Origin of the sequence: Streptomyces sp. NRRL F-2664, assembly GCF_000719345.1 — a bacterium.
Lineage (GTDB): Bacteria > Actinomycetota > Actinomycetes > Streptomycetales > Streptomycetaceae > Streptomyces.
This window is the reverse complement of the sequence record NZ_JOFX01000019.1, coordinates 15,635-28,779: the sequence shown is the minus strand read 5'-3', so window position 1 is coordinate 28,779 and position 13,145 is coordinate 15,635. Positions and strand designations below refer to the sequence as shown.

Sequence of the window (13,145 nt, the reverse complement as noted above, 5' to 3'; positions counted from 1 at the left end):
CGCCCCGGCGGGCGGCGCGCCCCCGCCGATGCCCTGACGGGGCGACGGGCCCGGCGCTAGGCTCGCCCCACGCTGCCACTGGAGGTCCGGATGCACCGTCCCGCCGTCGCCCGCACGTTACCGCTGCTGACCGTCGTCGCCGCACTCGTCTCGACCGGAGCCGCTCCGCCCTCCGCCACCGGGACCCCGGCCCCGCCGGCGAAGGTACCGGTCGCCGCCGGCTACGGCGGGGCCGTCGCCAGCGTCGACGCCGATGCCTCCGCCGTCGGGATCGCCGTACTGCGCTCCGGCGGCAACGCCGTCGACGCGGCCGTCGCCACCGCCGCCGCGCTCGGCGTCACCGAGCCCTACTCGGCGGGCATCGGCGGGGGCGGCTACTTCGTCCACTACGACGCCCGCTCGCAGCGCGTCCACACCATCGACGGGCGCGAGACCGCCCCCGCCTCGGCCACCGAAACCCTGTTCCAGGAGAACGGGCAGCCCATCCCCTTCGCCGAGGGCCAGACCAGCGGCCTCGGCGTGGGCGTGCCCGGCACCCCGGCCACCTGGAAGAGCGCCCTCGACGCCTGGGGCACCCGCTCACTGCGCTCCCTGCTGAAACCCGCCGAGAAACTCGCCCGTGACGGCTTCACCGTGGACGCCACCTTCCGCGCCCAGACCGAGCTCAACGAGGCCCGCTTCAGGGACTTCCCCGACACCGCCGAGCTCTTCCTGTCCGGCGGCTCCCTGCCCGTCGTCGGCTCCACCTTCAAGAACCCGGACCTCGCCGACACCTACGCCGAACTCGGCCGCAAGGGGACCGGCGCGCTCTACCGCGGCCCCCTCGCCGACGACATCGTCCGCACCGTCCGCACGCCTCCGGTGGACCCGGCCGCCACCCGCAGGGTGCGGCCCGGCGACCTCACCGCCGGGGACCTGCGCGCCTACGCCACCAAGCGGCAGGAGCCCACCCGGGTGGGCTACCGCGGCCTGGACGTGTACAGCATGGCGCCCTCCTCCTCGGGCGGCACCACGGTCGGCGAGGCGCTGAACATCCTGGAGCGCACCGACCTCGGGAAGCTGTCGCAGACCCAGTACCTGCACCACTTCATCGAAGCCTCCCGGATCTCCTTCGCCGACCGCGGCCGCTGGGTCGGCGACCCGGCCGCCGTGGACGTGCCGACGCGCGGACTGCTCTCCCAGCGATTCGCCGACTCCCGCGCCTGCCTGATCGCACCGGAGCGGGCACTGACCAGCCCGCTGGCCCCCGGGGACCCGCGCCACCCGGTGCCCTGCGCCACCACCGGACAGGCTGCCCCGACCACGTACGAGGGGGAGAACACCACCCACCTGACGGTCGCCGACCGCTGGGGCAACGTCGTCTCCTACACCCTGACCATCGAGTCCACCGGCGGCAGCGCCATCACCGTCCCCGGCCGCGGCTTCCTCCTCAACAACGAGCTGACCGACTTCTCCTTCGCCCCGGCGGCGCCCGGTGTCCCGGACCCGAACCTGCCCGGACCCGGCAAGCGGCCGCGCTCGTCCATGTCCCCGACGATCGTGCTGGACGACGGCCGGCCCGTGCTGGCGGTCGGCTCACCCGGCGGAGCCACCATCATCACCACCGTCCTGCAGACCCTCACCGGCCACCTGGACCGGGGCCTGCCGCTGGTCGACGCCATCGCCGCCCCGCGCGCCAGCCAGCGCAACCAGGCCACCACCGAGCTGGAGCCGGCCCTGTGGAACAGCCCGCTGCGTGCCGAGCTGGAGGCCTTCGGGCACGGGTTCCGGCTGAACCCGGAGATCGGCGCCGCCACCGGTGTGCAGCGGCTCCCGGACGGCCGCTGGCTGGCGGCGGCCGAGACCTCCCGGCGGGGCGGCGGCTCGGCCATGGTGGTACGCCCGCAGGGCAGGCCGTAGCGGCCGTCAGGGCGCGGTCAGGATCCGCGGGCCGCGGCCGGTGATCGCGACCGTGTGCTCCGAGTGCGCGGCGCGCGTGCCGTCGACGGTGCGCAGGGTCCAGCCGTCGCCGTCGCAGCGGTAGTCGTCCGTACCGCCCGCGATCAGCATCGGCTCGATGGCGAGGACCATGCCGGGACGCAGCTTCATGCCCCGTCCCGGCAGGCCCTCGTTGGGCACGCCCGGGTCCTCGTGCATGCGCCGGCCGATGCCGTGGCCGCCGAAGCCGTCGGGGACGCCGTATCCCGCGGCGCGGCAGACCGTGCCGACGGCGTGGGCGATGTCCCCGATCCTGTTGCCGGGGACGGCGGCGGCGATGCCGGCCGCGAGGGCCGCCTCGGACGTCTCGATCAGCCGCCGGTCCTCGGGACGGGCCCGGCCGACGGTGAAGCTGACCGCCGCGTCCCCGACCCAGCCGCCGAGCTGCGCCCCGCAGTCGATGCTGACCAGGTCGCCGTCGCGCAGCCGGTAGTCGCCGGGGATGCCGTGCACGATCGCGTCGTTCACGGAGGCGCAGACCACCGCCGGGAAGGGGACGGGCGCGAACCGCGGCCGGTAGCCGAGGAAGGGCGAGGTCGCGCCGGCCGCACCGAGCACGTCACGGGCCACCCGGTCCAGGTCGGCCAGCGGCACGCCGACGTGCGCGGCCTTCCGCACGGCGGCGAGGGCGCGGGCGACGACCCGGCCCGCGGCGCGCATCTTCTCGATCTCCGGTGCTGTCTTCAGTTCCACCATGCCAATAACTATACCGGTATAACTGTAACGGGATAACTATTGGCGAGCCGGGTAGGATGGGGCCATGGTCCGCACCCCCCTCACTCCCGAAGAACGCGAGCGCGGCGAGCGCCTGGGCGCCCTGCTGCGCGAAGCCCGGGGCAGCCGCAGCATGGTCGAGATCGCCGCAGGGGCCGGGCTCTCCGCCGAGACCCTCCGCAAGATCGAGACGGGGCGGGCGCCCACCCCCGCCTTCTTCACCGTCGCCGCCCTGGCCGAGGCCCTCGGCCTCTCCCTCGACGACCTGCTGCGGCGCTGCGTGCCCGAGCCGGCCGCGGCCGCATCCGCTTAGGGCGAGAGATACGCCCTGGCCCGTCCTCTCGAACGGCCCTGGGGCCGAACGGCCCAATCGGGGTGGGAGTGGCTGCCGGCGGGGCAAGGGTGAAGAGGTGTCAGCCACGAACCCGGCCGAACGACTCGGATGCGCAGCCGTCGGCGCCCTCCTCGCAGGAGGACTGCTGCTGGCGGCGTGCACTGTGCCGGACGACCGGCCGGGCCCCGTCCAGGGAGTGGACGGTCGGGCCCGGCCGCGGGCGGTGGAATCCGGCGGCCCCGGCAGCCCCGGCGGCACCGGCGGCCGCTGAACGGCCCCGCACCGAACGGCGGCTCCGCCGGCCCGTCCGGGTTAGGGTCCGGGTATGGGTCTCCAGGAGCTCGGCAGCGCGCGGTACGTCAGCCTCACCACCTTCCGCAAGGACGGCACGGCCGTGGCCACGCCCGTGTGGGCGGTCGCAAGCGGGGATGAGTTGTACGTATGGACGCGCAGCGACTCCTGGAAGGTCAAGCGCATCCGCAACGACGGACGCGTCACGGTCGCCCCGTGCGACGTGCGCGGGCGGGTGGAGGAAGGGGCGCCCGTGGTCGAGGGGCGGGCCAGGCTGCTCGACGACGAGGGCCTGCGGCGGGTGCGCAAGCTGATGTCGCGCAAGTACACCTGGCAGTTCTGGGCGGTGGACGTGCCGGCCGCTCTCGTGCGCCGGGGCAAGCGGCCGCACACCGCTATCGCCGTCAAGCTTTGAGGCTCCCGTAGTCCTCCTGTAACACAGGTGGGGTCCAATGCGGTCATGGAGACCGCGACCTCATGGGCGATCAGTCAACTCTCCGGCTATTTACGAGGGTTGACGCAGCGGCTGGATGCCGGGGCAGGCTGGTACGGGGAGTTCCTGCGCCGGGACCCCGAGGGCCTGCAGGCCTGTCTGAACGGGGCGGCGATCCCGCCTTGGGACGTGGTGGAGTCCCTGCTGAGGGACCTCGCGCGAACGGGTGGCGCGGAACTCGCGGCGCGCGAGACGGTGTACGCCGCGCGCCTGCGGGCGGCGGCCGTCGCCGTGTGGGACCGGCTGCCGGGAGGCGAGGACGAGCTGCGGATCCTGCTCGCGGCGGCGGCGGCCCAGCGGGCCGAGTCGGAGACGGCCCTGCGCAGCCTGACCGTCCGGCTCGGCGCCACCACCGACCGGGCCGAGACCGACGCCCTCACCCGGGAGCTGTCCTGGACCCAGGACGACGTGGCCCGCGCCGCGGGCCGCCAGCAGGACCTGGCGGCCCGCCTCGCGGCCCTCGAAGCCGCCCCCTCGCCGTCTGCCCCCGCTCACGACCCGTCCCGACCCCGGTCCTGGTCCGACACGGCCGCCGAGCCCGTGGCGCACGCGGTGGTGCCGCCACCGGCGGGGCCCGCGGCCGGCCCGGATCCCGCACCGGACCGGCCCGAGGCCTCGGCCGGCGCCCCCGCGGGTACGGCCGACTCCGGCCGGGTCGGCGCACCCGGCGATGCGGCGGCCGCCGCCCGGGCGCAAGCGCCGGCGCCCGTGGGGCGGGCCGAGGGGCGATGGCTGCGGGGGCGGCGTGCCGGGGGCGCGCGGTATGCGGGGGCGGCGGCTCACGAGGTGACCGCCTTCGCCCCGCCGCCGGGCCACGCCGACGCGCAGGCGCGCCCCGCTCCGCGCGGCGCCCGGTTCGGCGGCCTGCGGCCCGACCCGGAGCCGCACCCCGAGCCGCAGGCCACGGTGGGGACCACGGCCGCACCCGGGTCGCACGCCCCGACGCAGCCCGGGACGCAGCCCGCACCCCCGGCCGCGCCCGTGCCGCCGCCCGCGTCGCCGACCGGCACCCCCGCGGCCGTCGCCGCCGAGCTCATCGTGCTGCGCGCGCAGGGCCGTACCGGCGAGGCGCACGCCCTGCTCTGCCAGGCCGCGGCCTGGCCCGCCGGCCGGCTGCCCCACCTGGCCGCCGAACTGGCCCGCGCCGGCCTGGGAGCCGACTGGAACACCCTGCTCTGGGAGGCGGCCTCGCTGCCGCCCGCGCAGCTCGCAGCGGCCGCCGCCGCCCTCGGTGAGGCCGGCCGGCAGGCCGACTGCGACGCCGTGCTGCGCCAGACCGTCGCCCGCCCCGCCGCGGAGGTCGCGGACGTGGCCCTGGCCCTCGGGGCGGCGGGCCGTACCCGGGAGGCCGATGCCCTGCTCGGAGCCTTCGTACGGGTCAGGACCGCCGAGGAGGCCGCCGACCTGGCCCGGCAGGACCCGCCGTGGTTCACCCCGCGGCTCCTGCGGGCGGCCGGCTCGCTCCCCGGCTCCCGCCACCGCGACCTGGCCCACGCCCTGCGCACCGGCGGCATCGTCCCGGGCGGGACCGTCCCTGCTTCGTGACGTGAAAAACCCGTCCGGTGATCGCAAACGACCGCTGTGCGACCTAACGTGACCGACTACTCCAACTGTGCAAGGCGGTCTTGCCCCGCGCAGTGACGAGGCCTACGTTCTACTCCCTACGCACACCGTCTACGTGCGTAGAACCGGCGTTCCCGTCGCGAGGAGCAGCTCATGGCCCAAGTCGTCCGCGCCGCGCTGGTCCAGGCCACCTGGACCGGCGACACCGAATCGATGATCGCCAAGCACGAGGAGTACGCCCGCCGGGCCGCCGCCGAAGGTGCGAAGATCATCGGCTTCCAGGAGGTGTTCAACGCCCCCTACTTCTGCCAGGTCCAGGAGCCCGAGCACTACCGCTGGGCCGAGGCCGTTCCCGACGGCCCGACCGTCCGCCGCATGCAGGACCTCGCCCGCGAGACGGGGATGGTCGTCGTCGTCCCCGTCTTCGAGCTGGAGAGCGCCGGCTTCTACTACAACACCGCTGCCGTCATCGACGCCGACGGCACCTACCTGGGCAAGTACCGCAAGCACCACATCCCGCAGGTGAGGGGCTTCTGGGAGAAGTACTACTTCCGCCCCGGCAACCTCGGCTGGCCCGTCTTCGACACCGCCGTCGGCCGGATCGGCGTCTACATCTGCTACGACCGCCACTTCCCCGAGGGCTGGCGCCAACTGGGCCTGGCCGGTGCCCAACTGGTCTACAACCCGTCCGCCACCCACCGCGGCCTCTCCGCCTACCTCTGGCAGCTCGAACAGCCCGCCGCGGCCGTCGCCAACGAGTACTTCGTCGCCGCGATCAACCGCATCGGCCAGGAGGAGTACGGCGACAACGACTTCTACGGCACCAGCTACTTCGTGGACCCGCGCGGCCAGTTCGTCGGCGACGTCGCCAGCGACAAGGAGGAGGAACTCCTCGTCCGCGACCTCGACTTCGACCTGATCAAGGAGGTCCGCGACCAGTGGGCCTTCTACCGCGACCGCCGCCCCGACGCCTACGGAGGGCTCGTACAGCCGTGACCGACCCCACCCCGCTCCACCACCGCCACCGCACCGTCCTGCCCGACTGGCTCGCGCTCTACTACACCGACCCCATCGAGCTCACCCACGGCGAGGGCCGCCATGTGTGGGACGCCGACGGCAACCGCTACCTCGACTTCTTCGGCGGCATCCTCACCACCATGACCGCCCACGCCCTGCCGGAGGTCACCAAGGCCGTCTCCGAACAGGCCGGGCGGATCATCCACTCCTCCACCCTCTACCTCAACCGGCCGATGATCGAGCTGGCCGAGCGGGTGGCCGCCCTGTCCGGCATCCCCGACGCCCGGGTCTTCTTCACGACCTCCGGTACCGAGGCCAACGACACCGCCCTGCTGCTCGCGACGACGTACCGCCGCTCCAACCAGATCCTGGCGATGCGCAACAGCTACCACGGCCGGTCCTTCTCCACCGTCTCCGTCACCGGCAACCGCGGCTGGTCCCCGACCAGCCTCTCGCCTCTGCAGACGTACTACGTCCACGGCGCCGTCCGCAGCCGCGGCCCCTTCGCGCACCTCGACGACACCGCCTTCACCGCCGCGGCCGTCGCCGACCTCGAGGACGTACTGGGCCAGGCCCGCGGGGGAGTGGCCGCCCTCATCGCCGAACCCGTCCAGGGCGTCGGCGGCTTCACCTCCCCGCCCGACGGCCTGTACGGAGCCTTCCGCGAGGTCCTCGACCGCCACGGCATCCTGTGGATCAGCGACGAGGTGCAGACCGGCTGGGGCCGTACCGGCGACCACTTCTGGGGCTGGCAGGCACACGCCCAGAACGGCCCGCCGGACATCCTCACCTTCGCCAAGGGCATCGGCAACGGGATGTCCATCGGCGGCGTCGTCGCCCGCGCCGAGGTGATGAACTGCCTCGACTCCCAGTCCATCTCCACCTTCGGCGGTTCACCGGTCACCATGGCGGCCGGCATCGCCAACCTCGGCTACCTGCTGGAACACGACCTCCAGGGCAACGCCCGCCGCGTCGGCGGCCTGCTCCTGGAGCGGCTGCGCGGCATCGCCGCCACCGTCCCCGCCGTCCGCGAGGTCCGCGGCCGGGGCCTGATGGCGGGCATCGAACTCACCCGCCCCGGAACCGACCAGGCCGATCCGGACGCCGCCGCGGCCGTCCTGGAGGCCGCCCGGGAAGGCGGCCTGCTCCTCGGCAAGGGCGGCGGCCACAACACCAGCGTGCTGCGCATCGCACCGCCGCTCTCCCTGACCGTCGCCGAGGCGGAAGAGGGCGCCGGGATCCTCGAACAGGCACTGCGCAGCGTCCAGTAGGGGGATGACATGAGCAACCGCACCCTGATCAGCGGCGGCCTGGTCGTCACCGCCTCCGACGAACTCCACGCGGACGTCCTGATCGAGGACGGCCGGGTGGCGGCGCTGGCCGCCCACGGCTCCGCGGCCGCCGGTGCCTGGACGGCCGACCGCACGATCGACGCGACCGGGAAGTACGTCATTCCGGGAGGCGTCGACGCGCACACCCACATGGAGCTGCCCTTCGGCGGGACCTCCGCCTCGGACACCTTCGAGACCGGCACCAGAGCCGCCGCGTGGGGCGGCACCACGACCATCGTGGACTTCGCCGTGCAGAGCCCGGGCCACTCCCTGCGCGAAGGACTCGACGCCTGGTACGCCAAGGCCGACGGCAACTGCGCCGTCGACTACGCCTTCCACATGATCCTCTCCGACGTCAACGAGCGCACGCTGAAGGAGATGGACCACCTCGTCGGCGAGGGCGTCACCTCCTTCAAACTGTTCATGGCCTACCCGGGCGTCTTCTACAGCGACGACGGGCAGATCCTGCGCGCGATGCAGCGCGGCGCCGCCAACGGCGGGCTGATCATGATGCATGCCGAGAACGGCATCGCGATCGACGTCCTCGTCGAACAGGCCCTGGCCCGCGGGGAGACCGACCCCCGCCACCACGGCGAGGTCCGCAAGGTGCTCCTGGAGGCCGAGGCGACCCACCGCGCCATCCAGCTCGCCCGGGTCGCCGGCTCCCCGCTGTACGTCGTGCACGTCTCGGCGGAGGAGGCCGTGGCCGAGCTGGCCGCGGCCCGCGACAAAGGCCTCCCCGTCTTCGGGGAGACCTGCCCGCAGTACCTGTTCCTGTCCACCGACAACCTGGAGGAACCCGACTTCCAGGGCGCCAAATACGTCTGCTCCACCCCGCTGCGGCCGCGCGAGCACCAGGCCGCCCTGTGGCGGGGACTGCGGACCAACGACCTCCAGGTCGTCTCCACCGACCACTGCCCCTTCTGCTTCCGCGGCCAGAAGGAGCTCGGCCGGGGCGACTTCTCGAAGATCCCCAACGGGCTGCCGGGCGTGGAGAACCGCATGGACCTCCTCCACCAGGCCGTGGTGGACGGCCACATCGGCCGCCGCAGGTGGATCGAGATCGCCTGCGCCACACCCGCCCGGATGTTCGGGCTCTACCCGAAGAAGGGCACCATCGCGCCCGGGGCCGACGCCGACATCGTCCTCTACGATCCGCACGCCGAGCAGGTCATCTCCGCCGAGACGCACCACATGAACGTGGACTACTCGGCGTACGAGGGCAAGCGGATCACCGGACGCGTCGACACGGTCCTCTCGCGCGGCGAACTCGTCGTCGACCGGCGCGAGTACACCGGCCGGGCCGGCCACGGGGCCTTCGTCCACCGCTCCACCTGCCAGTACCTGTAAGCCCGTAAGGAGCAGCCGCCCCATGGACTTCGGCCTCGTCCTGCAGACAGACCCGCCCGCCTCCCAGGTCATCAGCCTGATGAAGCGCGCCGAGCGCAACGGCTTCCGCTACGGCTGGACCTTCGACTCCGCCGTGCTGTGGCAGGAGCCGTTCGTCATCTACAGCCAGATCCTCGCCAACACGCAGAAGATGCACGTCGGCCCGATGGTGACCAACCCGGGCACCCGCACCTGGGAGGTCACCGCCTCCACCTTCGCCACCCTCAACGACATGTACGGCAACCGCACCGTCTGCGGGATCGGCCGGGGCGACTCCGCGATGCGCGTCGCGGGCCGGGCCCCCAACACCCTCGCCCGGCTCGGCGAGGCCATCGAGGTCATCCGCGACCTCGCCGAGGGCCGCGAGGCCTCCGTGGACGGCAACCCGATCCGCATCCCCTGGATCAAGGACGGAAAACTGCCCGTCTGGATGGCCGCGTACGGGCCGAAAGCGCTCGCCCTCACCGGTCGGAAGGCCGACGGGTTCATCCTCCAGCTCGCCGACCTCTACCTCACGGAGTGGATGGTCCAGGCCGTACGGCAGGCCGCGACCGAGGCGGGCCGCGACCCGGCGTCCCTCACCATCTGCGTGGCCGCCCCCGCCTACGTCACGGCCGACGCCTCGGCGGAAGCCCTCGCCCACGCCCGTGACCAGTGCCGCTGGTTCGGCGGCATGGTCGGCAACCACGTCGCCGACCTCGTCTCCCGCTACGGAGAGCACTCCGCCATGGTCCCGGAGGAACTCACCGACTACATCAAGGCCCGCCAGGGCTACGACTACAGCCACCACGGCCGGGCCGGGAACCCGTCGACGGACTTCGTCCCCGACGAGATCGTCGACCGCTTCTGCCTCCTGGGCCCGGCGGAGGCCCACATCGAGAAGCTGCGGGCCCTGCGCGACCTCGGCGTCGACCAGTTCGCGGTCTACGACATGCACGACGCACGCGAGGCCACCATCGACGCCTACGGCCGGGACATCATCCCGGTGCTGCGCGACTGACTACGCCCCGGACGGGCGGGACCCCCGGGTCCCGCCCCGGCCCGGCCGGTTCACCGGGAGGCCACCCGCCGTGCGCCCCGGCGTCCGGTCCCGGCGGTGGGGTTTGTCGGCCGGGCGTGCTTTGCTGGAGGCATGATCGATGAGTTCCTGGCCCAGGGCCTGCCCGACGTGGAAGAGGCCGTCCGCAAGGCGGCGGCGATCGAGATCATGCCGAGATTCAGGCAGCTCGCCGAGCACGAGGTCGTCGAGAAGAGCGGCCCGCACGACCTGGTGACCGTCGCCGACCGCAAGGCGGAGGAGCACCTCACGGCCTCCCTGACGCGACTGCTGCCCGGCTCGGCCGTGGTCGGCGAGGAAGCCGTCCACGCCGACCCCACCGTGTACGAGGCGCTGCGCGCGGACGCCCCGGTGTGGATCGTCGACCCCGTCGACGGCACCCGCCAGTTCGTGGGCGGCGACCCGGCCTTCTGCACCCTGGTCGCGCTGGCCGTGCGCGGCGAGATCCTCGCCTCCTGGACGTACGCCCCGGCACTGGAGGAGCTCGCGACCGCCGTGCGCGGGCAGGGCGCGTACGTCAACGGGCAGCGGATCCGCAGCGGTTCCCCCGAGCCCGGCGCCGATCTGCGGGTCGCCATCGCCCACCCGCTCTACACCTCCGACGAGAACAAGCGCACCCTGGCCCGGCTGGACGTGCCCGGCGTCGCGGCCCGGCCCTGCGGCTCGGCCGGCCTGGAGTACCTGAAGGTGGCCCGCGGTGACGTGGACGCCCTCGCCTTCACCTGGCCCTCCGCCTGGGACCACGCCGCGGGACTGCTGCTCGTCGCGGAGGCGGGCGGCGCCCAGAGCACCGTCGACGGCGTCCCCTTCCGGGTGGACCGCGACAACGCCCTGCCGTTCGCCGTCGGCCGGGACGAGGCCACCGCCGCACGCATCCGCGACCTGCTCCGGGGCGCCCCGTAGGTCCGGCGGGCCGGGCCGGCGGGCCCGCCGCCCTATCCTGAGGGCGTAGCCGCCGCCGGGAACGAAGGAGTGCACGTGCCGTCGATCTTCGATGTGGTCGTGGTCGGGGCGGGCCCCAACGGGCTGACGGCCGCCGTCGAACTGGCCCGGCGCGGCTTCTCCGTGGCCGTCTTCGAGGCGGCCGGCATCGTCGGCGGCGGAGCCCGGACCGAGGAGCTGACCCTCCCCGGCTTCCGGCACGACCCCTGCTCCGCGGTGCACCCCCTCGGCATCGGCTCGCCGGTCTTCGCCACGATGCCGCTGAAGCGGTACGGGCTGGAATGGCTGCACGCCCCGCTGCCCATGGCGCACCCCTTCGACGACGGTACGGCCGCCGTCCTCTCGCGCTCCGTCGCCGAGACGGCGGCGTCCCTGGGGCCGCGCGACGCCGGCGCCTACCGGCGCCTGGTCGGCCCGTTCGTCGGCCGATGGGACACCCTGGCCCGGGACTTCATGTCCCTGCCGGACACCGCGCTGCCCCGCGACCCGGTGACCCTCGCCCGGTTCGGGCTCGCCGGGCTGCCGCCCTCGACGTGGCTCCTGCGCCGCTTCCGGGACGATCGGGCCCGGGCGCTGTTCGCCGGGCTCGTCGCCCACGTCATCGCCCCCCTCGGCGGGATCGGGACCGGCGCGGTCGGCCTGGTCTTCGCCCTGGCGGCCCACGCCAACGGCTGGCCGATGCCCCGCGGCGGCTCGCAGTCCATCTCCGACGCGCTCGCTGCATACGTACGCGACCTCGGCGGCGAGATCCACACCGACTTCCACGTCAAGCGGCTCGACGACCTCCCGCCCGCCCGTGCCTACGTCTTCGACACCTCGCCGACCGCGCTGGCCCGCATCGCCCGCCTCGGCCGCGCGTACGACGGCTACCGGTACGGAGCATCCGTCTTCAAGATCGACTACGCGCTGGACGGACCGGTCCCGTGGACGGCCGAGGCGCCGCGCCGCGCCGGCACCGTCCAGGTCGGCCCCCGCACCCGCGACATCGACGCCGCCCTCCAGCTCGCCTCGGGCGGCCGCGCCCCCCGCACACCCTTCCTGATCACGGCGCAACCCAGCCTCGTCGACCCCGGCAGGGCCCCCGCCGGCAAGCACGTCTTCTGGGCGTACGGGCACGTCCCCGCGCGCTGGGAGGGTGACCTCACCGACGCCGTCGAGCGACAACTGGAGCGCTTCGCCCCGGGCTTCCGCGACCTGGTCCTGGCCCGCGCCACCGCCGGCCCACCCCAGCTCGCCGCCCGCAACCCCAACTACGTCGGCGGGGACATCGCCTGCGGCGCCGCCTCGGGCCTCCAGCTGCTGCTGCGCCCGCGGCTCAGCCTCTCGCCGTACACCACCGCCCACCCGGCGGTCTTCCTCTGCTCCTCGGCGACCCCGCCCGGACCCGGCGTCCACGGCATGTCCGGCCACAACGCGGCCAAGGCGGTCTGGCGCCACCTGCGCAGGGCCGCATGAGCCCGGCCGCCCCCGACGCCCGCCCCCGGCCGGCACCCACCCGCGAAAGGAGTCCGATGGTCCGCATCACCCTGGTGCGCGGCGACATCACCGCCCAGCATGCCGATGCCATCGTCAACGCCGCCAACTCCTCGCTGCTCGGCGGCGGCGGGGTCGACGGCGCCATCCACCGCAAGGGCGGCCCCGAGATCCTCGCGGCCTGCGAGGACCTGCGGCGCTCGCACTACGGCAAGGGCCTCGCCACCGGCCGGGCCGTCGCCACCACCGCCGGCCGACTGGCCGCCGACCATGTGATCCACACCGTCGGTCCCGTCTGGTCGCGGGACGAGGACCGGTCGGAACTGCTCGCCTCCTGCTACCGCGAATCGCTGCGCGTCGCCGACGAACTGGGCGCCCGCACGGTCGCCTTCCCGGCCATCTCGACCGGCATCTACGGCTGGCCCCTGGACGACGGCGCGCGGATCGCGGTCGGCACGGTCCGCGCAGCCCGTACGGAGGTCCAGGAAGTGCGCTTCGTGCTCTTCGACGAAGCCGCCCACGCCGCCTTCGAGGCGGCGGTCGAAGCCCCGCAGTAGGAGTTGC

General features: G+C 73.9%; 13 protein-coding genes. 12 read left to right on the top strand and 1 reads right to left on the bottom strand.

Features of this window, described 5'->3' with window-relative positions; translation table 11 throughout:
• Positions 1–90: 90 nt before the first annotated feature.
• Positions 91–1,899, top strand: coding sequence for a gamma-glutamyltransferase (gene ggt / locus IF89_RS0117905; protein ID WP_030768499.1), 1,809 nt, complete (start codon positions 91–93; stop codon positions 1,897–1,899).
• 6 nt (positions 1,900–1,905) lie between these two features.
• On the opposite strand, the gene map is transcribed toward ggt, so the two are convergent.
• On the bottom strand, positions 1,906–2,673 hold the full coding sequence (gene map, locus IF89_RS0117900) for a type I methionyl aminopeptidase (RefSeq protein ID WP_030768497.1): 768 nt from the start codon (positions 2,671–2,673) through the stop codon (positions 1,906–1,908).
• A gap of 64 nt (positions 2,674–2,737) precedes the next feature.
• Here map and IF89_RS0117895 point away from each other — a divergent pair, with 64 nt between their 5' ends.
• The 11 genes from IF89_RS0117895 to IF89_RS0117845 all read left to right on the top strand — a co-directional run bounded on the left by IF89_RS0117895 (position 2,738) and on the right by IF89_RS0117845 (position 13,138).
• Positions 2,738–3,004: a helix-turn-helix domain-containing protein gene (locus IF89_RS0117895; RefSeq protein ID WP_030768495.1), complete on the top strand. Its 267-nt coding sequence runs from the start codon at positions 2,738–2,740 to the stop codon at positions 3,002–3,004.
• A gap of 97 nt (positions 3,005–3,101) precedes the next feature.
• The gene (locus tag IF89_RS46005; protein ID WP_158717880.1) at positions 3,102–3,296 is read left to right on the top strand and encodes a hypothetical protein; all 195 of its coding nucleotides are present in this window, start codon (positions 3,102–3,104) and stop codon (positions 3,294–3,296) included.
• 54 nt (positions 3,297–3,350) lie between these two features.
• Positions 3,351–3,731, top strand: a complete 381-nt coding sequence (locus IF89_RS0117885; RefSeq protein WP_030768493.1) for a PPOX class F420-dependent oxidoreductase — start codon at positions 3,351–3,353, stop codon at positions 3,729–3,731.
• A gap of 45 nt (positions 3,732–3,776) precedes the next feature.
• The gene (locus IF89_RS44640; RefSeq protein WP_030768491.1) at positions 3,777–5,354 is read left to right on the top strand and encodes a hypothetical protein; all 1,578 of its coding nucleotides are present in this window, start codon (positions 3,777–3,779) and stop codon (positions 5,352–5,354) included.
• 171 nt (positions 5,355–5,525) lie between these two features.
• Positions 5,526–6,368: a nitrilase-related carbon-nitrogen hydrolase gene (locus tag IF89_RS0117875; RefSeq protein ID WP_030768489.1), complete on the top strand. Its 843-nt coding sequence runs from the start codon at positions 5,526–5,528 to the stop codon at positions 6,366–6,368.
• The gene (locus IF89_RS0117870; RefSeq protein ID WP_030768486.1) at positions 6,365–7,660 is read left to right on the top strand and encodes an aspartate aminotransferase family protein; all 1,296 of its coding nucleotides are present in this window, start codon (positions 6,365–6,367) and stop codon (positions 7,658–7,660) included. Before IF89_RS0117875 ends, IF89_RS0117870 begins: the two co-directional genes overlap by 4 nt.
• A gap of 9 nt (positions 7,661–7,669) precedes the next feature.
• Complete coding sequence (gene hydA / locus IF89_RS0117865; protein ID WP_030768485.1) at positions 7,670–9,070, top strand: dihydropyrimidinase; 1,401 nt, start codon at positions 7,670–7,672, stop codon at positions 9,068–9,070.
• A 22-nt stretch (positions 9,071–9,092) separates the two neighbouring features.
• Complete coding sequence (locus tag IF89_RS0117860) at positions 9,093–10,109, top strand: TIGR03842 family LLM class F420-dependent oxidoreductase (protein ID WP_030768483.1); 1,017 nt, start codon at positions 9,093–9,095, stop codon at positions 10,107–10,109.
• A gap of 132 nt (positions 10,110–10,241) precedes the next feature.
• Positions 10,242–11,069 (top strand): inositol monophosphatase family protein, encoded by an 828-nt coding sequence (locus tag IF89_RS0117855; protein ID WP_030768481.1) that lies wholly within the window; start codon positions 10,242–10,244, stop codon positions 11,067–11,069.
• A gap of 75 nt (positions 11,070–11,144) precedes the next feature.
• Complete coding sequence (locus IF89_RS0117850) at positions 11,145–12,563, top strand: phytoene desaturase family protein (protein ID WP_030768479.1); 1,419 nt, start codon at positions 11,145–11,147, stop codon at positions 12,561–12,563.
• A 56-nt stretch (positions 12,564–12,619) separates the two neighbouring features.
• Positions 12,620–13,138: an O-acetyl-ADP-ribose deacetylase gene (locus tag IF89_RS0117845; protein ID WP_030768477.1), complete on the top strand. Its 519-nt coding sequence runs from the start codon at positions 12,620–12,622 to the stop codon at positions 13,136–13,138.
• Positions 13,139–13,145: the final 7 nt, after the last annotated feature.